Source organism: Vibrio sp. Y176, from assembly GCF_033438945.1.
In genome coordinates this window covers 1-22762 of sequence record NZ_JAWOQS010000020.1, presented here as the reverse complement: position 1 = coordinate 22762, position 22762 = coordinate 1, and the positions used below count along the sequence as shown (strand labels likewise).

The 22762-nt window shown below is 45.5% G+C and carries 16 protein-coding genes; 10 read left to right on the top strand and 6 right to left on the bottom strand.

Annotated elements, in window-relative coordinates:
• The first annotated feature begins 58 nt into the window (after positions 1-58).
• Positions 59-4261 carry a DNA-directed RNA polymerase subunit beta' gene (gene rpoC, locus R7O13_RS23060; RefSeq protein ID WP_005382514.1) on the top strand — a complete coding sequence of 1401 codons (4203 nt, stop codon included), beginning with the start codon at positions 59-61 and terminating at the stop codon, positions 4259-4261.
• A 172-nt stretch (positions 4262-4433) separates the two neighbouring features.
• On the opposite strand, the gene R7O13_RS23055 is transcribed toward rpoC, so the two are convergent.
• Complete coding sequence (locus R7O13_RS23055; RefSeq protein ID WP_005382515.1) at positions 4434-4925, bottom strand: Rsd/AlgQ family anti-sigma factor; 492 nt, start codon at positions 4923-4925, stop codon at positions 4434-4436.
• Between the two features lie 177 nt (positions 4926-5102).
• Between R7O13_RS23055 and nudC the strand changes: the two genes are divergently transcribed.
• Entirely contained in the window at positions 5103-5900 is a 798-nt protein-coding gene (nudC, locus tag R7O13_RS23050) for an NAD(+) diphosphatase (RefSeq protein ID WP_005382516.1), read from the top strand.
• 269 nt (positions 5901-6169) lie between these two features.
• Positions 6170-7237: a uroporphyrinogen decarboxylase gene (gene hemE / locus R7O13_RS23045; RefSeq protein ID WP_005382517.1), complete on the top strand. Its 1068-nt coding sequence runs from the start codon at positions 6170-6172 to the stop codon at positions 7235-7237.
• Between the two features lie 241 nt (positions 7238-7478).
• Here hemE and R7O13_RS23040 read toward each other — a convergent pair whose 3' ends face one another.
• Complete coding sequence (locus R7O13_RS23040; protein ID WP_005382518.1) at positions 7479-8051, bottom strand: uracil-DNA glycosylase family protein; 573 nt, start codon at positions 8049-8051, stop codon at positions 7479-7481.
• Positions 8052-8053: 2 nt separating this feature from the next.
• Positions 8054-8977 (bottom strand): D-2-hydroxyacid dehydrogenase, encoded by a 924-nt coding sequence (locus tag R7O13_RS23035; RefSeq protein ID WP_047102536.1) that lies wholly within the window; start codon positions 8975-8977, stop codon positions 8054-8056.
• A 66-nt stretch (positions 8978-9043) separates the two neighbouring features.
• On the opposite strand from R7O13_RS23035, the gene R7O13_RS23030 reads away from it, so the two are divergent.
• Positions 9044-9631 (top strand): YjaG family protein, encoded by a 588-nt coding sequence (locus R7O13_RS23030; RefSeq protein WP_005382520.1) that lies wholly within the window; start codon positions 9044-9046, stop codon positions 9629-9631.
• Positions 9632-9707: 76 nt separating this feature from the next.
• On the opposite strand, the gene R7O13_RS23025 is transcribed toward R7O13_RS23030, so the two are convergent.
• Positions 9708-10841, bottom strand: a complete 1134-nt coding sequence (locus R7O13_RS23025) for a hemolysin family protein (protein ID WP_065275607.1) — start codon at positions 10839-10841, stop codon at positions 9708-9710.
• A 253-nt stretch (positions 10842-11094) separates the two neighbouring features.
• On the opposite strand from R7O13_RS23025, the gene hupA reads away from it, so the two are divergent.
• Positions 11095-11367, top strand: coding sequence for a nucleoid-associated protein HU-alpha (hupA, locus tag R7O13_RS23020; RefSeq protein ID WP_005382524.1), 273 nt, complete (start codon positions 11095-11097; stop codon positions 11365-11367).
• 39 nt (positions 11368-11406) lie between these two features.
• Positions 11407-12105 carry a DUF1481 domain-containing protein gene (locus R7O13_RS23015; RefSeq protein ID WP_213961392.1) on the top strand — a complete coding sequence of 233 codons (699 nt, stop codon included), beginning with the start codon at positions 11407-11409 and terminating at the stop codon, positions 12103-12105.
• Between the two features lie 84 nt (positions 12106-12189).
• Here the strand turns inward: R7O13_RS23015 and purD are convergent, their stop codons facing one another.
• A complete protein-coding gene (gene purD / locus R7O13_RS23010) occupies positions 12190-13479 on the bottom strand; it encodes a phosphoribosylamine--glycine ligase (RefSeq protein ID WP_318304758.1) in 1290 nt (429 codons plus the stop codon).
• A 155-nt stretch (positions 13480-13634) separates the two neighbouring features.
• Positions 13635-15227: a bifunctional phosphoribosylaminoimidazolecarboxamide formyltransferase/IMP cyclohydrolase gene (purH, locus tag R7O13_RS23005; protein ID WP_213915418.1), complete on the bottom strand. Its 1593-nt coding sequence runs from the start codon at positions 15225-15227 to the stop codon at positions 13635-13637.
• Positions 15228-15492: 265 nt separating this feature from the next.
• On the opposite strand from purH, the gene zntR reads away from it, so the two are divergent.
• The 4 genes from zntR to R7O13_RS22985 all read left to right on the top strand — a co-directional run bounded on the left by zntR (position 15493) and on the right by R7O13_RS22985 (position 21899).
• Positions 15493-15891, top strand: a complete 399-nt coding sequence (zntR, locus tag R7O13_RS23000) for a Zn(2+)-responsive transcriptional regulator (protein WP_318304757.1) — start codon at positions 15493-15495, stop codon at positions 15889-15891.
• A 163-nt stretch (positions 15892-16054) separates the two neighbouring features.
• Positions 16055-17617: a lysine decarboxylation/transport transcriptional activator CadC gene (gene cadC, locus R7O13_RS22995; RefSeq protein WP_151514382.1), complete on the top strand. Its 1563-nt coding sequence runs from the start codon at positions 16055-16057 to the stop codon at positions 17615-17617.
• Positions 17618-18302: 685 nt separating this feature from the next.
• Positions 18303-19646, top strand: coding sequence for a cadaverine/lysine antiporter (cadB, locus tag R7O13_RS22990; RefSeq protein WP_005434864.1), 1344 nt, complete (start codon positions 18303-18305; stop codon positions 19644-19646).
• A gap of 117 nt (positions 19647-19763) precedes the next feature.
• The gene (locus R7O13_RS22985) at positions 19764-21899 is read left to right on the top strand and encodes a lysine decarboxylase CadA (RefSeq protein ID WP_005451159.1); all 2136 of its coding nucleotides are present in this window, start codon (positions 19764-19766) and stop codon (positions 21897-21899) included.
• Positions 21900-22762: the final 863 nt, after the last annotated feature.

Here is a 22762-nt window from a genome sequence, read left to right as displayed (position 1 = left end):
GGAAGAAGGTGCTCACTTTAGCGAGTGAGCTCCTTTTAACTCCTTACAGGAGCTGATTGTGAAAGACTTATTAAACTTTCTAAAAGCACAGCATAAGACCGAAGAATTTGATGCAATCAAAATCGGTCTATCTTCACCAGACATGATCCGTTCATGGTCTTTCGGTGAAGTTAAAAAACCTGAAACGATCAACTATCGTACGTTCAAACCTGAACGCGATGGTCTGTTCTGTGCGCGTATCTTTGGTCCAGTTAAAGACTACGAATGTCTTTGTGGTAAGTACAAGCGCCTGAAGCACCGTGGTGTTATCTGTGAGAAGTGTGGTGTAGAAGTTACACAAACTAAAGTTCGTCGTGACCGTATGGGCCACATTGAACTGGCTTCACCAGTAGCTCACATCTGGTTCCTAAAATCGCTACCGTCTCGTATCGGTCTACTAATGGATATCCCTCTACGTGATATCGAACGCGTTCTGTACTTCGAAATGTACGTAGTAACAGAGCCTGGTATGACTGATCTAGAAAAAGGTCAGATGCTTACTGAAGAAGAGTATCTAGATCGTCTAGAAGAGTGGGGCGACGAGTTCACTGCTAAGATGGGTGCGGAAGCTATCAAGGACCTACTAGGTTCTATGGATATGCACGCTGAAGCAGAACAAATGCGTGAAGAGTTAGAGACAACAAACTCTGAAACTAAGCGTAAGAAAGTAACTAAGCGTCTTAAGCTGGTAGAAGCGTTCATCGCATCGGGTAACAACCCTGAGTGGATGATCCTAACTGTACTTCCAGTACTTCCGCCAGATCTACGTCCTCTAGTACCTCTAGATGGCGGTCGCTTTGCGACTTCTGATCTTAACGATCTATACCGTCGTGTGATCAACCGTAACAACCGTTTGAAGCGTCTTCTAGAGCTAGCTGCTCCGGACATCATCGTACGTAACGAAAAACGTATGCTGCAAGAATCTGTTGATGCGCTACTAGATAACGGTCGTCGTGGTCGTGCGATCACAGGTTCTAACAAGCGTCCTCTGAAATCTCTTGCTGATATGATCAAGGGTAAACAAGGTCGTTTCCGTCAGAACCTTCTAGGTAAACGTGTAGACTACTCTGGCCGTTCTGTAATCACAGTAGGTCCATACCTTCGTCTACACCAGTGTGGTCTTCCTAAGAAGATGGCACTTGAGCTATTCAAACCATTCATCTACAGCAAGCTAGAGACTCGTGGTCTTGCGACTACAATCAAAGCTGCTAAGAAAATGGTAGAGCGTGAAGAAGCGGTCGTTTGGGATATCCTAGACGAAGTAATCCGTGAACACCCAGTACTATTGAACCGTGCACCTACACTTCACCGTCTAGGTATCCAGGCGTTCGAACCAGTACTGATCGAAGGTAAAGCGATTCAGCTACACCCACTTGTTTGTGCGGCGTATAACGCGGACTTCGATGGTGACCAAATGGCGGTTCACGTACCTCTAACTCTAGAGGCACAGCTTGAAGCTCGTACTCTGATGATGTCGACAAACAACATTCTGTCGCCAGCGTCAGGTGATCCGATCATCGTACCTTCTCAGGACGTTGTATTGGGTCTGTACTACATGACTCGTGAAAAGATCAACGTGAAAGGTGAAGGCATGTACCTTTCTGGCCCAGAAGAGGCTGAGAAAGCATACCGCACTAAACAAGCTGAGCTTCACGCACGCGTTAAAGTACGTATTACAGAAACTGTTGTAGACGAAGACGGCAACAGCACTACAGAAACCAAGATGGTAGACACCACTGTTGGTCGTGCAATGCTATGGCAAATCGTGCCAGCTGGTCTACCGTACAGCATCGTTAACCAAAAGCTAGGTAAGAAGCAAATCTCTAACCTACTTAACGAGGCGTACCGTAAACTAGGTCTGAAAGACACAGTAATCTTCGCTGACCAAATCATGTACACAGGTTTCGCATACGCGGCACTTTCTGGTGTATCTGTTGGTATCGACGATATGGTTGTACCTGCAGCTAAGTACACTGAAATCGCAGAAGCGGAAGAAGAAGTACGTGAAATCCAGGAACAGTACCAATCAGGTCTTGTTACTGCGGGCGAACGCTACAACAAAGTTATCGATATCTGGGCATCGACCAACGACCGTGTTGCGAAAGCAATGATGGAAAACCTTTCATCTGAAACGGTAGTTAACCGTGACGGTGAAGAGGAACAGCAAGAGTCATTCAACAGCATCTATATGATGGCGGACTCGGGCGCTCGTGGTTCTGCAGCACAGATTCGTCAGCTTGCGGGTATGCGTGGTCTGATGGCGCGTCCAGATGGTTCAATCATCGAAACGCCGATCACAGCGAACTTTAAAGAAGGTCTAAACGTACTTCAGTACTTTATCTCAACGCACGGTGCTCGTAAGGGTCTTGCGGATACGGCACTGAAAACAGCGAACTCGGGTTACCTAACTCGTCGTCTAGTAGACGTTGCTCAAGACGTTGTTGTAACTGAACATGACTGTGGCACTCACGAAGGTGTCGACATGATGCCTCACATCGAGGGTGGTGATGTTAAAGTTGCACTTTCTGAGCTTGCTCTTGGTCGTGTTGTTGCTGAAGACGTACTAAAACCTGGCACTGAAGACGTTCTTATTCCACGTAACACCCTGATCGATGAGAAGTGGTGTCAAATCATGGAAGAGAACTCAGTAGACAGCATGAAAGTGCGCTCTGTAGTAACGTGTGATTCTGACTTCGGTTGTTGTGCACAATGTTACGGTCGTGACCTAGCACGTGGTCACCTAGTGAACCAAGGTGAAGCAGTGGGTGTTATTGCTGCTCAGTCTATCGGTGAGCCAGGTACACAGCTAACGATGCGTACGTTCCACATCGGTGGTGCGGCATCGACAGCAGCGGCAGAGAACAGTGTTCAAGTTAAGAACAACGGTTCTATCAAGCTACACAACGCTAAATCTGTATTGGCTGATGACGGTAAGATCGTTATCACTTCTCGTGCGACAGAGTTAACTATCGTTGATGAGTTTGGTCGTACTAAAGAGAAGCACAAACTGCCTTACGGTACGCTACTAAGCAAAGGCGATGGTGATACAGTTCAAGCTGGCGAAACAGTTGCAAACTGGGAAGCGCACACACTACCTATCATTACTGAGGTAGCAGGTCGCATCCAGTTCGTAGATATGATCGACGGCGTAACAGTATCTCGTCAAACGGATGACTTAACTGGTCTATCTTCAAGCGAAGTAACTGACCCAGCAGCTCGCCCTTCAGCAGGTAAAGATATGCGTCCAGCTATCAAACTTGTTGACGAGCAAGGTAACGATGTAATGATCCCTGGTACTGATATGCCAGCTCACTACTTCCTACCTGGTAAAGCGATTGTGAACATCGAAGATGGCGCAGCAGTAGGTGTTGGTGCAACACTAGCACGTATTCCTCAGAAGTCTGGCGGTAACAAAGATATCACCGGTGGTCTTCCACGAGTTGCTGACCTATTTGAAGCACGTAAGCCGAAAGAGCCTGCAATCCTTGCTGAGCACACAGGTACTGTGAGCTTTGGTAAAGAGACGAAAGGTAAACGTCGCCTAGTGATCACACGTGAAAGCGGTGAAGCTTACGAAGAGATGATTCCTAAGCATCGTCAGTTGAACGTATTCGAAGGTGAAAAAGTTGAACGTGGTGACGTGATCGCAGATGGTCCAGAGTCTCCACATGACATCCTACGTCTACGTGGCGTACACGCGGTAACGCAGTACATTGCTAACGAAGTACAGGAAGTTTACCGTCTACAAGGCGTTAAGATTAACGATAAGCACATTGAAACTATCGTTCGTCAGATGCTACGTAAGTGTACTATTACTCACTCTGGTGACTCTGAGTTCCTACCTGGTGAGCAGATTGAATACTCACAAGTTAAGATTGCTAACCGTAACCTAGAAGCTGAAGGCAAAGAGCCTGCACGTTTCGAACGTGAACTACTAGGTATTACTAAAGCATCTCTAGCGACTGAGTCGTTCATCTCTGCGGCATCGTTCCAGGAGACAACTCGCGTACTAACGGAAGCTGCGGTTTCTGGTAAGCGTGATGACCTACGTGGTCTGAAAGAGAACGTAATTGTTGGTCGTCTGATCCCAGCTGGTACTGGTTTCGCATACCACCAAGAGCGTCAAGCTAAACGTTCTGAAGCGCAAGATGGTCCTTCTGCTGAGCAAGCAACGGATAACCTAGCGGCACTTCTAAACGCTGGTTTCTCTTCTGAAGAGTAAGTCATATAACGAGTAATCGTTAAAAGCTTAAGAAAAAGGCACCTTCGGGTGCCTTTTTAGTTTTTATACTACTTTGTTCTTCCGGTGGGATTTTCGATAAAGCTAGAAACAAAAAAGACCGACGATGATCGTCAGTCTTTTCTCTCACTCTATTTCTGAATGTTTGCAAATACTAAGCTCCAGGTGGCATAGACAGGCTTTCTGCGATTTGCTGTATCAGATAGTCCTCGACTTCAAAGCGAGTCTCAAGAATTTCCCCAATGAGACACATATCAGAATCGAAATCATTTAATTCATCATCTTCAGTCACTTCTGAGTACTTATCGTTAAAGTTCAATAATGGTTCAGTCGTTAGAACAATTTGACCATAGGTTTGATTGATCTCATTAGTCACGACAAAGCCGGTTGCTTTCCAACGGTCCATAACCATGTCATAAATTTTAAAGTGGCCTTCGGAGATGTAATCAACGAGGTGCTGACAGAAATCCTGCAGTTCGGAAGGAGATGGGAGTTCAATAACATTGGTTTTCGAACAAGGTTGCAGCGCTGCAAGCTTACAATATTCAACAATCAGGGATTGTCGTGTCTCTAACCAGTGATCAATGACATCACTTGAGCCACCCCACTGGTCTTGTGTTTGTTTGAATTTTCTTAGCATGACCATGCCCTCATGATCTGATCGCCCATCGGCGAACGTATCCTTTGCAAAGCAAAGTTAGTAAAGTTATTACAAACTCTTGTCCTTACTAGAATTTAGAGTGCACATTTACCTAACGATAAACTCTAGTATGAAATTAGATTGCCAGTAAAATGAACGAACTTCAAGCAAAGGGATGGTGTAATGTTAAGAAAAGGTGATGTTAACCGCGCGATAAATGCATACTGGTGTGTTGTTGCAGGAAGTGAAATTTGGCTGGTGGATGGTGCTGTGCCCTTCGGGTCTGCAGAGCAGTTATCACTGCCAGTAACGAGTGCAAGACCCATTGGTGAGTATTCTGGTTCGCCCGTCATGTGGCTTAACTTGGCCGATTTAGAGCATGATCTACCTTTAGTATCCCTGCGTGACTGCCTGCATTTTCCTGAGCCATTATTTATGTTGTTAAGTAAAGCTGTGCAATATGGGCACATGACGCAAAGTTTGCGCTTTTGTCCACAGTGCGGAGGAAGAAACTTTCTTAATAATAACCAGTTAGCCATGCAGTGTGGTGAATGTCGCACCCTTCATTATCCTAGAATATTTCCGTGTATTATCGTTGCTGTACGTAAAGAAAATCAGATCTTATTAGCCCAACATCCAAGGCATCGAAATGGTATGTATACGGTTATTGCGGGTTTTCTAGAAGTCGGTGAGACATTAGAAGAGTGCGTGGCTCGAGAAATTCATGAAGAAACGGGAATTCTCGTTAAAAATATTCGTTACTTTGGCAGCCAGCCTTGGGCTTTCCCATCCAGTATGATGATGGGGTTTTTAGCTGACTATGAATCCGGAGAGTTAAGCCCAGACTACACTGAGCTGTCTGATGCACAATGGTTTGGTATCGACGAGATGCCGCCTGTTGCGCCTAAAGGAACGATTGCAAGAGCACTTATCGAACAAACGCTGAAAGATATAGACTCTAATTGTCTGATAAATAGATAAAAAAAAACCCTCCGAGAGGGAGGGGGTAAGTAAGATGTCGTTATGAGATGCTGAGTACTAAGTACTAAGTACTAAGTACTAAGTACTCAGTTTATAATTGTAGTTTTCGCTAGCGAACAAATTTTTAACACTGATACCGATTGGGTGCAAATTAAGCATTGATTTAAAAGTTAATAACTTGATCCAGGTTGCAAAGCACACAGCTATTGGACTTAAATCAGTGATAGAATACCCCCTTTCACAGAAAGCCTAACAGTTGGAATTACGGAATGACTGAATTAAAAAATGATCGTTATCTGCGTGCGCTTTTAAAAGAGCCGGTAGATTACACGCCAGTATGGATGATGCGCCAGGCAGGTCGTTACCTACCAGAATACAAAGCGACTCGTGCAGAAGCGGGTGATTTCATGTCTTTGTGTCGAAATGCAGAATTAGCATCCGAAGTGACACTTCAACCATTACGCCGTTTTCCTCTTGATGCCGCGATCTTATTCTCGGACATCTTAACGATTCCAGATGCAATGGGGCTTGGTTTGCGTTTTGCTGCGGGTGAAGGACCTGTTTTTGATAACCCAATTACATGCAAAGCCGACGTGGAAAAAATTGGTTTGCCAGATCCTGAAGGTGAACTGCAATACGTAATGAACGCAGTACGCCAGATCCGTAAAGACCTGAAGGGTGAAGTGCCGCTGATTGGTTTTTCTGGTAGTCCTTGGACGCTTGCGACGTATATGATCGAAGGTGGTAGCTCTAAAGCGTTTACCAAGATCAAGAAGATGATGTACGCGGAACCACAAACTCTGCACCTACTTCTAGATAAACTGGCAGACAGCGTTATCGAGTATTTAAACGCGCAAATTAAAGCGGGTGCGCAATCGGTAATGGTATTTGACACATGGGGTGGCGTACTAACGCCTCGTGATTACAATCTGTTCTCACTGCAATACATGCACAAGATTGTAGATGGTCTGATTCGTGAAAACGACGGTCGTCGCGTGCCAGTCACACTGTTTACTAAGAATGGCGGCATGTGGCTTGAGCAAATCGCAGCAACGGGCTGTGATGCGGTTGGTCTAGACTGGACAATCAACATTGCAGACGCGAAAGCACGTATCGGTGATAAAGTGGCGCTGCAAGGTAACATGGACCCATCAATGCTTTACGCTTCACCAGAGCGTATCCGTGAAGAAGTCGCGGGTATTCTAGAAGGTTTTGGTGATGCAGGTACTGGTCATGTGTTCAACCTAGGTCACGGTATCCATTTGGATGTGCCGCCAGAAAACGCGGGCGTATTTGTGGATGCGGTACACGAGTTATCTAAGCCGTACCACAAGTAACTTCGACTTTTTGAAATCAAATGCCGGCATTCAGTGCCGGTATTTTTTTTGCCTAAAATTCAGTTTTTCTATCTGAGACTCAAGGCTGTACAGCTCTAGTAGTATTTGGCCTACTATGATCTAATTACTACTCTAGCTGTACATTAGACATTAAAACTTAATATAAACAAGTGCTTATGATTTCGGCTTTTATGTTCTAATTTTCTTGTACAGATAAACAAGCAATTAGATCATGGGTAACCTAAAGCATCGAGTGAACGCGTTTTTTAAGGTATGGCACGACGTCAGATTCAAACCAAGGATTCTTCTTTAACCACAATGTATTGCGTGGAGATGGGTGAGGGAGCGGGATAAAGTCTGGTTCCCAATCTTGCCATTGCTGAACGGTTTGTGTGAGCGTCTTTGGTTTGTTGGTGAGATAGTACTGCTGCGAGTACTGACCAATTAGTAGAGTGAGCTCTATATTGGGCAGCTGCTCAAGAATCTTTTTATGCCAAGTGGGCGCACATTCTTTACGAGGCGGTAAATCACCAGAGTTCCCTTTGCCTGGATAACAGAATCCCATTGGGACAATGGCAATTTTATTTGGGTCGTAGAAAACGTCTTTGTCGATATCGAGCCATTGGCGTAATCGATCACCACTTGGGTCATTCCAAGGTATCGAGGTTTTGTGTACACGTGTGCCAGGGGCCTGACCGATGATTAGGATGCGTGCCCCTTTTGCGGCTTGTACGACAGGGTTTGCGCCCAAAGGTAAATTATCCGCGCATATCTGGCAGGCCCTCACTTGTTGCAATAGCTCGTCTAACGACATTCTCAGTAACCCTTTTCGAAATCCACTTGATAATTTAATGAAAATCCATCGCGCCAGCGTAGATAGTTGTCAGCAAAAATCTCGATGACTTGCTCGGGAAAACTCAGCGCAGCAATGTGTGGAGTGATGGTGACTTGCGGTAGTTTCCAAAACGGATGTTCTACCGATAACGGTTCTTGCTCAAACACATCTAAGAAGGCGTGTTCTACCCAACGGTTTTTCAGAGCGAAGAGCAACCCTGTCTCATCCAGTACGTCGCCACGACCTACGTTAAATAATAACGCCTGATTTAGTTGGCTGAGCGTTTGACGATTAAGTAACTGTCGCGTCTCAGGTGTACTTGGTAGAGTATTCACAACGATGTCGGCTTGCTCAAATGCCTTACTTAGTTCATTGATATGAAAGGTCTGATGAAACTCGCCGCCTGAAGTCGGGATACCTGTGCGGTTAATACCGATAGTTTTTATCCCCATTGCTTTAGCGGCGTTGCCCAGATAGCCCCCAATGCTACCGGTACCAAGAATTACCATGGTTTTACTTTGTAATGACGTGTACAGGTGAGGCTGCCATTGTTTGTTTTGTTGTTGCTGGTGGTATCGGGCAAAGTGGCGGTAATGGGCAATACTGTAACCCAAAACATATTCAGCAATCAGTGGACCAAAGATGCCTCGAACGTTAGTTAGAGTATAGTCCTGACGAAGGCTAGGGGATGTTAAGGCGTTGACACCAGCAAACGTGGATTGTACCCATTCAAGCTGTGAAAACTCGTCTAAGCTTTGTGATAGTAAGGGTGGATCCGCTAGTACGATCTGAGCGGCTTCTGGTTGGTCGGTGAGGCAAAGATCGGGCAGATTTTTCTCTGCCAGTAACGTTTTGTAGGTGTCGCGATGCTCTGAGAGCAGGAAAATCTGATTTGAATGCGGCATTAACTTTTTTCCCTGTGATGAATCAAGTACACTTTCGCTGTTTTTTTCTTCAATGATTGAGTGACTATGCTTAAGAATCCTCTTCAGGTTCGTTTAGAAAAACTAGAACCTTGGCAACAAATTACCTTTATGGCGTGTCTGTGTGAACGCATGTATCCAAACTATGCGATGTTTTGTGAGAATACAGAATTTGCTGACCCGCGTGCTTACCGAGCGATTCTTGATAGTGTATGGGAAATTTTGACAGTTAAGAACGCGAAAATTAACTTCGAACGCCAATTAGAGAAGTTAGAAGAATTGTTCCCAAGTGCGGATGAGTTCGATTTTTACGGCGTTTACCCAGCGATGGACGCGTGTCAGGGTTTGTCTACGTTACTGCATGGTCTATTGGATCGCGACTACCTTTTCGATTCAATGCTTAAAGTGAGCCAACAGTCGGTACAAACCGTTGCTGACCTAGAGCAAGCGCAAGGTGCAGAGCCAATCACCAACGACAACCAGAAAGAAAACGAAGCCGTATGTGAAGAGTGGGACGTCCAGTGGGCTATCTTCCGTCCGCTGCGTGAAGCGGTAGAACGTGACATCAGCTTGATTAAAGATTTGCGCGAAGAGCTACGTGAGGAAGGTGTGAGCAACATCGGTATTGCACTTTAATCGTTGAATAAATAGAAAAAGGCATCCTAACTGGATGCCTTTTTTTGTGCGTTTAAGCTGTTATACCTAGAGCTGATTACGATTCTTTCGAGTCGGGTTTCGGTGGCTCTTGAGCTTCTGGCTCTTTATCCTGCTTCTCCAGCTCGTTATCTTCTTCATCGTCATCGCGGCTTTCGATTACGCCGTGCATTTCTTTCCAGCTTTCCCAGCGTTGGTAAGCCAGCTCCTGCATATCAGTGCTTTTATCTGCTTCGTCGATGATCTCCTCGCCTACGAGGTGTTCAAAAATATCTTCCAACGTTACCAAACCTAGCACGGTACCGTATTCATCAACAACAAGTGCCAGCTGTAAGCGATGAGTCATCATCTGGTCGAATACTTTAGGTAAAGTGGTATTGTTTAGCACCACTTGAATTGGGCGCATGATTGCTCCCAACTGTTTCTGTCCACAACCTGATTGTTGTAGTTTGAACAACTCAAGGCGATGCACAAAACCAATGATGTTATCTTTCTGTTCGCTGTAAACCAATGGGCGTGAGAAAGGCGTATCTTTGTGTTTTTCTAGGAACTCATTGATGGTCATTGTGGCATCGACACGGAATACTACTGGTCGTGGCGTCATAACCTGCGTTACGGGTACATCTTGGATGCCAAGCAAGTTGCTTAAGATTTTTGATTCACCCTCGGCAAATTCACCGCTTTCACGTGCCAGAATCGCCATTGCAGACAGCTCATCACGCATCTTTGGAGCTTCGTGGTTACGAGCAAGACGCTTGGTGATTTGCTCTGAGAACCAAACAAAGGGTGTAAGCGCCCATACCATCCAACGCAATGCGACCGCGGCAGTGGGTGCCAACTGACGCCAGTAGGTCGCGCCAATCGTCTTCGGTACGATTTCTGAAAGCACTAAGATCGCCAATGTCAGCACTGCCGAAAAGATACCTAATGCTTCGCTACCAAATACAACTGCAGCTTGTGCACCAGCAGTGGCTGCGCCGATCGTGTGAGCGATGGTGTTTAAAGTCAGAATAGATGCCAGTGGTCGGTCGATATCTGATTTCAGCTTAGCCAATTGCCCAGCTGCGGGATGCCCCTGTTGATTGAGCTGCGCAATGTAGCTCGGACTGATACTCAGCAGTACCGCCTCCAGCACCGAACAGATAAACGAAATGCCGATTGCAATAGAGATATAAATGGATAACAGCAGCATAGTTGCCCTTGAATGTAGTTTGATAGTGGTTATTTGCAGCTATTATAACCGCAAAAGTGACTTATAAATTGGTCCAAATACCTTGGAAAGCAAGGGTTTTCAGGGGGTATGTGGTAACAAATTGTGAGTTATTACTCATATTATGGCTAAAAGTACGTCAGAAAATCGAAAGATCGCTTACAAACCTTTGCCAGATGGGGCATTTATGTTTTAGAGTGAGACGAATTCGATAACCTATGAGAAGGGAAACCTAATGAACAAGACCCAATTAATCGACTTTATCGCAGAGAAAGCAGACCTATCAAAAGCACAAGCAAAAGCTGCTCTTGAAGCGACTCTTGATGGTGTAACTGGCGCACTTAAAGAGGGTGACCAAGTTCAACTAATTGGTTTTGGTACATTCAAAGTAAACCACCGCGCTGCACGTACTGGTCGTAACCCTAAGACTGGTGACGAGATTCAAATCGCAGCAGCTAACGTACCAGCATTCGTAGCAGGTAAAGCGCTGAAAGAATCAGTAAACTAAGTTAGAATGCACCGAGGTATCCTGCCTCGGTGCAATTTCATGAAAAAACATCTACTCACTTCACTTCTCCTATCTAGCCTTACCCTTTTTGGCTGTTCATCGGTTGAAACTCCTAATTTAGAACAATTCACGCATTTTTCTGGTGGTAAAGTTGCGGGAGATGCTAGCAGCTTGTACTGGATGACAGAGAAACTCACTCGTGTGAGTACGGCGGCTGATTATGTGACTATGGGGGACAATGGTTGGTTCAAGAGTGATTATCGCTGGGATGAAGGTGAGTTGCGAGAGTTGATTCGAAAAGGCGAGCAAGTTGATACCAAACAAGAGTTGGTGCCTTTTCAAATCCACATCCGTTTCAATAAAGATGGCGAAGCGGTTTACCAACAATATCGTGTTAACCTTAAAGTCTTACCACTCCAGCATGACCAATTAGAGCGCTACAAAGCAGAAGCGAATGACGTAGTGGCATCGGTTAAGGCGCAGTCTCGTAACAATCAGAGCCTTATTCAAGGTTATTGGAATGGTCAATCGTTTGAAACCTGCAAAGGTAAGGTGTTCTCGACACTCGAGTTTAATCAGACGCTGCCAAAATTTATTATCGAGCGTCTCTCATCGGTAGACAGTTATGTGGCTTTTGTCGGCAAGCAGTCACGAAACAAAGTAATGGTCGATGAACTGTTGATGCTCAATGACGATGACTTTGATTGTGTTTCTCGGCCAAAGTTGATCTCTGAATAAACATTGCTTCGAATTCTGTCGAACAAGAACAATAAAAAAAGGCGCTGAGTGCGCCTTTTGTTTTTTAGCCAACTTATGTTGTTTTTATTTGTCTTGCTCACGTGCAATTGCACGGTAGCCGATATCGTTGCGATGGAACATGGCATCCCAACGGATCTGTTTTGCAAGCTCGTAAGCACGCTGCTGCGCTTCTGATACGCTGTTGCCAAGTGCGGTTGCACAAAGAACGCGACCACCGTTTGTCACGATGTCGCCATCTTTGTTATCTGTACCTGCATGGAAGACTTTTTCGCCTTCAATTTCAACTTGTGGCAGACCCGAAATTACGTCGCCTTTGTTGTATGCAGCTGGGTAACCACCGGCTGCTAACACGATACCAATCGATGCTCGTGGATCCCACTTCGATTCCGCTTGATCCAGTTTCTCGTCGATTGCCGCTAGGCACAGATCAACAAGATCCGATTCCATGCGCATCATGATAGGTTGTGTCTCAGGATCACCGAAGCGGCAGTTGTACTCGATTACTTTCGGAGTGCCGTCTTTGTCGATCATCAGACCCGCGTATAGGAAACCAGTGTAAGGGTTACCTTCAGAGGCCATGCCACGTACTGTTGGGTAAATCACTTCTTCCATGATGCGGTTGTGGATTTCTTGTGTCACCACTGGAGCTGGAGAGTATGCTCCCATGCCACCGGTGTTAGGACCCGTATCTTTGTCGCCTACGCGTTTGTGGTCTTGGCTGGTGGCCATTGGCAGAACGTTCTCACCATCCACCATCACGATGAAGCTTGCTTCTTCACCATCTAGGAACTCTTCGATAACGACACGACTACCAGCATCACCAAATGCGTTGCCTGCTAGCATGTCTTTGATTGCGTCCTCAGCTTCTTCTAGCGTCATCGCTACGATAACGCCTTTACCAGCAGCAAGGCCGTCAGCTTTTACTACGATAGGTGCACCTTGCTCACGCACGTAAGCAAGCGCTGGTTCAATTTCTGTGAAGTTTGCGTATGCACCGGTTGGGATTTGGTGACGAGCAAGGAAGTCTTTAGTAAACGCTTTAGAGCCTTCAAGTTGCGCTGCGGCTTGGGTAGGGCCAAAGATTGGTAAGCCAGCTTCGCGGAACGCATCAACCACACCAATAACCAATGGTGCTTCTGGGCCAACGATAGTCAGTTCAATCGCCTTCTCTTTGGCGAAAGCAACAAGGCCAGCGATGTCTTCTACATCGATGTTTACGTTCTCTAGTTTTGGCTCTAGTGCTGTACCTGCGTTGCCTGGAGCAATGAAAATAGTCTCAACATTTGGGTTTTGCGCTGCTTTCCAGCCTAGCGCATGTTCACGACCGCCTGAACCAATGATTAAAACTCGCATATGAAAATCCTTAATCTTATAAATACTGTTTACTCAAAGTAGTTGGTGATGTAGCTAGGCAACAATTGAGCCCATCCCCGGGAGCATAGCCCGCTATGTGACCGGGGTGGGCGAAAGCAGCTAACGACGCCACAGTGCCAAATACGAAGAGGAAATTAGTGGCGGAAGTGACGCATACCGGTAAAGATCATCGCCATGCCGTGTTCGTCTGCCGCTGCGATAACTTCGTCATCACGCATAGAACCACCTGGTTGGATCACACACTTGATGCCCGCTTCTGCAGCCGCGTCGATGCCGTCACGGAATGGGAAGAATGCATCTGATGCCATTACACAACCTTCAACCTGTAGACCTTCGTCTGCAGCTTTGATGCCTGCGATTTTCGCAGAGTAAACGCGGCTCATTTGGCCAGCACCTACACCGATAGTCATGTCGCTTTTCGAGTAAACGATCGCGTTAGATTTCACGTATTTCGCTACTTTCCAGCAGAACAGTGCATCTTTTAGCTCTTCTTCTGTTGGCTGGCGCTTAGAAACCACTTTTAGGTCGTCTAGGCTTACCATGCCTTGGTCGCGGTCTTGAACCAGTAGACCGCCATTCACGCGTTTCACGTCAAAGCCAGTTGTCTTCGTTGTCCATTCGCCACACTCAAGTAGACGTACGTTCTTCTTCGCGGCAACCACTTCAATCGCTTCAGCAGAAACAGAAGGAGCGATGATGACCTCAACGAATTGACGTTCAACAATAGCGGTTGCTGTTTCAGCATCCAGCTCTTGGTTGAATGCAATGATGCCGCCGAATGCAGATGTTGGGTCAGTTTGGTAAGCGCGGTTGTACGCTTCTAGGATGTCTTTGCCTAGCGCAACACCGCATGGGTTTGCGTGTTTTACGATTACACATGCTGGCTCGTTGAACTCTTTCACACACTCAAGCGCTGCGTCCGTGTCTGCGATGTTGTTGTAAGAAAGGGCTTTACCTTGGATTTGGCGAGCAGTAGAAACAGATGCTTCTTGTGGGTTTGCTTCAACGTAGAATGCGGCTGCTTGGTGGCTGTTCTCACCGTAGCGCATGTCTTGCTTCTTCTCGAACTGTTGGTTGAACGTACGTGGGAATTTAGACTCTTCATCACCTTCTTTGTTCTCACCGTAAGATGGAACCATAGTGCCGAAGTAGTTTGCGATCATGCCATCGTAAGCGGCAGTGTGTTCAAAAGCAGCGATGGCAAGGTCGAAGCGAGTTTCGAGAGTGAGAGATTTGTCGTTTGCGTCCATCTCTGCAATTACGCGGCCGTAATCACCTGCGTTAACAACGATAGTCACGTCTTTGTGGTTTTTCGCTGCAGAACGAACCATTGTTGGGCCGCCGATATCGATGTTTTCAACCGCGTCGGCTAGTGTACAGCCTTCTTTGGCAACGGTTTCTGCGAATGGGTATAGGTTTACGACAACCATATCGATAGGGTTGATGCCGTGCTTTTCCATCACGTCATCATCTTGGCCACGACGACCAAGCACGCCACCGTGAACTTTTGGGTGAAGCGTTTTAACGCGGCCGTCCATCATTTCTGGGAAACCAGTGTAGTCAGAGACTTCGGTTACGGCGATGCCTTGTTCGGCAAGTAGGCGAGCTGTACCACCAGTAGATAGGATATCGACACCGCGCTCAGCAAGAGCTTGCGCAAACTCAACAATACCTGTTTTGTCTGATACGCTGATAAGCGCACGGCGAATAGGACGAGCGTTATTCATGCTTCCATTTTCCTCAAATTCACGGAGTTAAAGATGTTTGCCAAAAATGAACTTGTTTTTACCTCTTGGGGTAAAATATTGGCCAGTTTTGGTAAAGACCTTTGCAGGGTGTTTTCTGGTTAGAAAACAGTCTCCACATTTGATGGCGCGTATTCTAACCAATTTATTACAAAAAAGCTCGCGCAATCGTTTGGCATCTCAAAAATAATTGCAAAAAAGTCGTTCTTTAGCTTTAAAAGTAACGAGATAGTTAATAGGGGAAGTTATGTTTCAGATAGGTGAACTGGCAAAACGTTGTGGTGTGACTGCCGATACATTGCGTTTCTACGAGAAAAACGCGCTAATAAAACCCGCAGGACGAAGTGATTCAGGCTACCGCTTGTATGATGAAGAGAATCAAAAGCAGGTGCACTTTATCCTCAAAGGTAAAGATCTTGGCTTGAGTCTGGATGAAATTAAAGACCTGTTAGAAATTAAGTTAGAAGCGACAGAACACAGCTGTGCAGAGGTAAAAGCCATTACTTCTGCTAAGTTAGAGCTGATTGATGGGAAAATTAACGAGCTGACGAAAATTCGCCGAGCGTTAAAGAAGATTAATGATGCTTGTTGTGGTCATACAGACGATGACGCCACACATTGCTCTATCCTTGCAGCACTTGAGTAGTCTCATTCTTGCATCACTTAACTTAAGTTTGCATTTTTGGCGACTTGCTTTTCTAGGTACACGCTGCTTTCCCACCTATAATCTTGCCTTTAGTTACTTGTAGGAATCGACCATTGTCTGATTCCTAGCGTAACGCTGTCTGTAGATACGAGAGTTTTCATACATGGTTGGAGTCTATTTTCAAATCAATGACTGGGTTTTGAGCGTTGATGAAAATAAGCTGTATCGACAAGATAGGGAAGTTACTGTTGAGCCACGCTTAATTAATCTTTTGCACTTCTTAGCGGAGCATGCGAATGAGGTGTTCAACCGCGAGGAATTGATTCAGTACGTTTGGGCTGGAGCGATTGTGACCGATCAAGTGGTGACTCAATCCATCTTTGAGTTGCGTAAGCTACTACGTGACGGTCGAGAGGAAAATACCAACTACGTTATCACGGTGCCCAAGCGTGGCTATAAGCTGGTAGCGAACGTGGTTGCTATGACGCATGAAGAGTTTGTCACAAGTCGGCAAAATGAAGAGATCCCACCTTCGGTTGAAGAATCGGAAGAGGATTGTCTACCTATAGCACCAGCCGTTACCTTTCCTGCCGGTCCTCTAACTCGCGCGGTCTGCGAGATGTCAAAAGAGAAAAAAGCCCCTCAGAGCAAAAACAAAATCAGTCCTTGGCGATTGGGAATTATGAACTTCATCTGGATCAGTATGTTGGTCGTAGTGATGGGCGTGTTTACCTACAAGCAATCGGAAGTGCGTATTACCCAAGCCATCGATACCCATCTGATTGAGTTCAAGTTTCAAGATAATTTTACGAATGAAGGATTAAGCTACGATTTGGCAGACGGATTCGCCCAAAAGTTGATGTCCGACATTGCTCAAGTCAGTGATTACCGAGTCATGCTAAAGAAGGCGTCGTTTACTTCTGGCATTGTGCCTGGTAAATCGGTTGTGGTGAGAGTTCGTGAGAATGACGGTGGCAGCTTTTTAGAGGTGGAATATCGCAATAACTCATCTGAGAAAGTGTTGTTTAGTCGTCAATACGCGTTAACCAGTAGTCATTTAAAGACAGTGCTTCAACAAGCGTCGTTGGATTTGATGCAAGTGCTGAAAGTGTCGGATGCCAAATTGAAATCTACGATGCTGGTGGCGGGAATGCCAATGAATCCCGACGCGTTGGAGTTGTTTGTTCAGGCTAACCATTACCTTAATGTCTCTGATACTAAACAATTCCGCCAAGGTATCGACTTGATGGAAAACATTTTAGAAATCGAGCCGGATAATGCTTACGTTCAAGCTGAGTTGTTGATTGCTTACCATGTACAAAAGGCACTTGATTTCTCACAGGAGTTGAAGAAAGGGCGAATGCAGCAGCTCAGTGAAGCACTAGAGACTAATGTGAAAATGATGGTGGGGCCAATTCAACCGCGAATTTATGAAGCTTTAGCACTGCACGAAACCATCATTGGTGACATGGCGTTAGCCAAGCGGCATCTCGGACAGGCATTGAGGTTACGTGATTCAGTGCTTTCCTATGTGATTCGCGGTAAGCACGCCGAATTGGATGGTGATCTGGATTTAGCCAGTGAGTCTTACAGTGAAGCTTTCTATATTGATACGTCGGTTGAGACGTACCTGCTGTGCGAAAACTTGGTCTTCCCAAGTAACATGAAGGCGATTGATTACGCCATGTATCGCGCCGTTCACCCTTCTGTCGTTCGAATGCTTTAATTCTCTCGGACTCAACGTCAGTCTAATGCTAGCCCCTCATTTCTGTGAGGGGCTTTTTTGTCGCTGTCGAAAAGTGAAAAGGGTGGGGCGGTGGGGCAATGACTTACGAAGGAGCTAACAACGCAAGCTTGCAACGGGAATACATACCCGCTTTGCTTCTCTATCTCTATCTCTATCTCTATCTCTATCTCTATCTCTATCTCTATCTCTATTGATTGTATGAAGTGTCTGGCTGAGTTATGTGGCGAGAATGATTTTGATGCTTTCTTGCAGGCGAGATGAATATTGATGTGGGTCAAAAAGCGCGATCAGGGAGAGATTTATGGAATCAACACTTCAGGGAATTAACCCTTCGGGATGGGGAAGTTGATAGAGGTTGATAACTTTTATCGCGATGACCAACGAGTTGATGAGAGTTTATCTATCGGTAGAAGGTTTGATGTTTTTCTTATAACTAAATGAATAATATGGTTTTATATTATTGTGTTTATCATGTTTTCCTCAACTTGATGTTGATTAACTAATCATTTTATTGATAACCCCAAGTTTATTTTTTTCCCAGTTTTTGGGCGTAGTCTTCACTTCGAAATTTAGCGAGGTCGAGCAGGTTCTTCCTCATAGCATCTCGCTAATAACCATTCAGTTTGAGTCATGTTGACTCGAGTAGAATAGATTTGGAGATGTTATGTCATCGAATGCGAAAAAAATCGGCCTTATTGCCTGTACGGGTGTCGTAGCCGGTAACATGATGGGTAGTGGTATCGCACTATTACCTTCTAGTCTTGCCTCTGTAGGCTCTGTTTCAATCTTCAGTTGGCTGATCTGTTTGGTCGGTGCACTGAGTCTAGCGTTTGTTTACGCTCGTCTGGCAACCAAAAACCCACAAGAAGGTGGTCCTATCGCTTATGCTGGCGAAGTGTCTCCGGTATTTGGTTTCCAAACGGGCGTTCTTTATTACCACGCGAACTGGATTGGTAACCTGGCTATTGCCATTACAGGTGTTTCTTACCTTTCAGTATTCTTCCCTGTGCTTAATAACCCAATCCCAGCAGGTATTGCGACGATTGCATCGGTATGGATCTTCACTTTCGTCAACCTACTTGGTGGTAGCTGGGTAAGCCGTCTATGTACGCTTGGTCTAGTTCTTATCCTTATCCCAGTTGTTGGTACTGCCGCATTTGGTTGGACGCACTTCGATACTGCGCTTTACAGCCAAAACTGGAACGTATCAGCAGGCACTGACAGCCACGCGGTAGTAACAGCGGTTCTTATCTGTCTATGGTCATTCGTAGGTGTGGAATCAGCAGCGGTATCGACTGGTATGGTAGAAAACCCTAAACGTACTGTACCACTAGCAACTATGTTGGGTACTGGTATCGCAGGTGTGATTTACATCCTATCAACTCAAATGATCAGCGGCATGTTCCCAGCGTCAGAAGTTGCGGCATCAGGTGCGCCATTTGCATTAGCAACCACTGAGCTATTCGGTAGCTGGACAGCACCATTCGTATCAGCATTCACAGCGCTAGCATGTTTCACTTCGCTAGGTTCTTGGATGATGCTAGTAGGTGAAGCAGGTAAACGTGCAGCAAACGACGGCAACTTCCCTAAAATCTACGGCGAAACTGACAAAAACGGTGTGCCTAAGAAAGGTCTAATCCTTGCGTCAATCAAGATGACTGCACTGATGGTTGTACTGATGTTCTTCAGCTCTAAAACAGCACACGCATCAGACCTGTTCAACCAGCTAACGACTGACGCAGTTCTACTAACTATGCTGCCTTACTTCTACTCAAGCATTAACTTGATTCGCTTCGAAGGTATGACAACACGCAACGGCTTCGTAATGCTGTTCTCTGGTGTAGCTTGTCTGTTCTGCTTCATCGCACTAGCGGGTGCAGAGGGCGGTACGCTAACAGCAACCTTCATCGTTTCTCTAGTTATCTTGATGTTCTACAGCAAAAAAGCAGGTCTTGCTCAGTACGTGAAAATGCACGCTGACGACATGCCTGCCCAAGCAAGCAACTAATCCCCAAAACGCTGGCACTAAGGTGCCAGCCCATAAAACCCAAATTCACGCGGCGCTCACCTTACTCATTGCCTGTAAATGGCAAAGAGCGCCCTCATTCGCCTTGGAGATGTCCAAATGAATATATTCGCTATCTTGAACCACATGGGTGTGTTCTTTAAAGAAGAGCCAGTTCGTCAACTTCACGCTGCTCTTGAGAAAGCGGGCTACGAAGTGGTTTACCCAGTAGATGATAAAGACTTGATCAAAATGATTGAGATGAACCCACGCATTTGCGGTGTGCTGTTCGACTGGGATAAATACTCACTAGAGTTATGTGAACGTATCAGCCAAATCAACGAAAAACTGCCTGTTCACGCATTTGCTAACGAACAGTCTACTCTAGACATTTCACTAACAGACCTACGTCTAAACGTAAGCTTCTTCGAGTACGCTTTAGGTATGGCTGACGACATCGCTATCAAAATCAACCAAGCGACTGAGGCATACAAAGATGCCATCATGCCTCCATTCACTAAAGCGCTATTCAAATACGTAGAAGAAGGTAAATACACCTTTTGTACTCCAGGTCACATGGGCGGTACTGCATTCCAGAAAAGCCCTGCTGGTAGCATCTTCTACGATTTTTACGGTCCAAACACATTCAAAGCGGACGTATCAATCTCAATGCCTGAGTTAGGTTCTCTACTAGACCACTCAGGTCCACATAAAGATGCAGAAGAATACATCGCACGCACATTCAATGCAGACAGCTCGTACATCGTAACTAACGGCACGTCTACATCGAACAAAATCGTTGGTATGTACTCTGCACCTGCGGGCAGCACAGTACTGATTGACCGTAACTGTCACAAATCTCTGACTCACCTAATGATGATGAGCGACGTGACACCAATCTACTTCCGCCCAACTCGTAACGCATACGGCATCCTTGGTGGTATTCCACAAAGCGAATTCAGCCGTGATGTCATTGCAGAGAAAGTGGCGAAGACACCAGGTGCAACAGCACCAACTTACGCAGTAGTGACTAACTCAACTTACGATGGCCTGTTGTACAACACACAATTCATCAAAGAGTCGCTAGATTGTAAACACATCCACTTCGACAGTGCTTGGGTGCCTTACACTAACTTCAACCCAATTTACGAAGGTAAATGTGGTATGAGTGGTGAAGCGATGCCAGGCAAAGTGTTCTACGAAACACAATCAACACATAAACTGTTGGCAGCGTTCTCACAAGCTTCAATGATTCACGTGAAAGGCGACTTTGATAAAGAATCTTTCAACGAAGCATTCATGATGCACACTTCAACTTCACCTCAGTACGGCATTGTTGCTTCTACTGAAACTGCAGCGGCAATGATGCGCGGCAACACTGGTAAGAAGTTGATGCAAGACTCTATCGATCGCGCAATCCGCTTCCGTAAAGAGATCAAACGCCTAGAAGCAGAAAGCGACAGCTGGTTCTTCGATGTATGGCAACCAGAAAACATCGATACCACGGAATGTTGGAAACTAGATCCTAGCGACACATGGCACGGCTTCAAGAACATGGATGACAACCACATGTATCTTGATCCAATCAAAGTAACGCTATTGACTCCTGGGATGAATAAAGAAGGCGAACTAGAAGAATCAGGTATTCCTGCTTCGCTGGTGGCTAAATTCCTAGACGAGCGCGGCATCGTGGTAGAGAAAACAGGTCCATACAACTTGTTGTTCCTATTCTCAATCGGTATCGACAAATCAAAAGCAATGCAATTGCTACGCGGCCTAACTGAATTTAAACGTGGCTACGACTTGAACCTAACCATCAAGAGCTTCCTACCTTCGCTATACAACGAAGACCCAAGCTTCTATGAAGGCATGCGCGTTCAAGAACTAGCACAAGCAATTCATGACCTAACTAAGAAATACAACCTACCAGAGCTAATGTACAAAGCGTTCGATGTACTTCCAGAAATGAAAGTAACACCACACGCAGCATGGCAAGAAGAGCTTCGCGGTAACGTAGAAGAAATCAAACTGGAAGAAATGGTTGGCCGCGTAAGTGCGAACATGATCCTTCCTTACCCTCCAGGTGTGCCACTAGTACTTCCTGGTGAAATGGTGACTCAAGAGTCTCGCCCTGTGCTGGACTTCCTAGAGATGCTTTGTGAGATCGGTGCGCATTACCCAGGTTTCGAAACCGACATCCACGGTTTATACCAACAAAAAGATGGTAGCTACACCGTAAAAGTATTGAAGAACTAAGTTCCTCTCGAAGATGACGTCATTGGGAATGCAAGCATGCTCCACTCTTACGAGCTCAATGCGTCATCGAACAATAACGACATTTAGATATACCCCTAACTAATCTGTCGTAAAGAGAAGGGCAAGGATGCTCTGATCTTTTCTTCTATATATAGAAGAAACACTTTTCCAAGACTTCACCTGAAGTACCCCAAATAAAAAGCAAAGACCAAAAGAGCAGTTCGTCATCGTTCTGCTCTTTTTTCGTCTTTATATAGATAGAAAGAGAAAAAAGAACCAAGAGAGATAAGATCAGCAATCAAAATCACAAAGAAATCGGCGATCTTTTAATGCAGAAGTCAGGTGTTTCATCATGAAAAGATCCTCTGCAACCCGAAATACTAGACAAGATCGTTGAGTATCTATGCAGAATGCTCGTTATTTGTGCGGTTGGAAGTTTTTTTGCAAAAAACGCTTGTGCTAATTTCTCAACCCCCTATAATGCGCATCCACCGACACGGAGTGAGACGAAAGTCACACAGCGAGTCGGGAAGAGAGAAAAAAGAATTTGAAAAAAATGCTTGACTCTCTCACGGTGTGAAGTAAGATACGCACCCCTAACGGCGAGCAACTAAGTTGCTGAAAATGTTAGAAAAGCTCTTTAAAAATAAGAACCTATCAATCTGTGTGGGCACTCGTTGATGATAATCCAATTAGAAGCTTCGGCTTCAAATTAGGTTTCAATGAAACGAAGTGACCATTGAATCGAAAGATTCAGCACAGTCAATTCAAACATTACTTTATGTAATGTTCAGTATTCATTGAGCCGACAAAATCTTAAATTGAAGAGTTTGATCATGGCTCAGATTGAACGCTGGCGGCAG

Bases quoted from the DNA above. Each gene is read 5' to 3' on its own strand.
- R7O13_RS23055 (WP_005382515.1), bottom strand. From the start codon at position 4,925: ATGGTCATGCTAAGAAAATTCAAACAAACACAAGACCAGTGGGGTGGC.
- nudC (WP_005382516.1), top strand. From the start codon at position 5,103: ATGTTAAGAAAAGGTGATGTTAACCGCGCGATAAATGCATACTGGTGT.
- hemE (WP_005382517.1), top strand. From the start codon at position 6,170: ATGACTGAATTAAAAAATGATCGTTATCTGCGTGCGCTTTTAAAAGAG.
- R7O13_RS23040 (WP_005382518.1), bottom strand. From the start codon at position 8,051: ATGTCGTTAGACGAGCTATTGCAACAAGTGAGGGCCTGCCAGATATGC.
- R7O13_RS23035 (WP_047102536.1), bottom strand. From the start codon at position 8,977: ATGCCGCATTCAAATCAGATTTTCCTGCTCTCAGAGCATCGCGACACC.
- R7O13_RS23030 (WP_005382520.1), top strand. From the start codon at position 9,044: ATGCTTAAGAATCCTCTTCAGGTTCGTTTAGAAAAACTAGAACCTTGG.
- R7O13_RS23025 (WP_065275607.1), bottom strand. From the start codon at position 10,841: ATGCTGCTGTTATCCATTTATATCTCTATTGCAATCGGCATTTCGTTT.
- hupA (WP_005382524.1), top strand. From the start codon at position 11,095: ATGAACAAGACCCAATTAATCGACTTTATCGCAGAGAAAGCAGACCTA.
- R7O13_RS23015 (WP_213961392.1), top strand. From the start codon at position 11,407: ATGAAAAAACATCTACTCACTTCACTTCTCCTATCTAGCCTTACCCTT.
- purD (WP_318304758.1), bottom strand. From the start codon at position 13,479: ATGCGAGTTTTAATCATTGGTTCAGGCGGTCGTGAACATGCGCTAGGC.
- purH (WP_213915418.1), bottom strand. From the start codon at position 15,227: ATGAATAACGCTCGTCCTATTCGCCGTGCGCTTATCAGCGTATCAGAC.
- zntR (WP_318304757.1), top strand. From the start codon at position 15,493: ATGTTTCAGATAGGTGAACTGGCAAAACGTTGTGGTGTGACTGCCGAT.
- cadC (WP_151514382.1), top strand. From the start codon at position 16,055: ATGGTTGGAGTCTATTTTCAAATCAATGACTGGGTTTTGAGCGTTGAT.
- cadB (WP_005434864.1), top strand. From the start codon at position 18,303: ATGTCATCGAATGCGAAAAAAATCGGCCTTATTGCCTGTACGGGTGTC.
- R7O13_RS22985 (WP_005451159.1), top strand. From the start codon at position 19,764: ATGAATATATTCGCTATCTTGAACCACATGGGTGTGTTCTTTAAAGAA.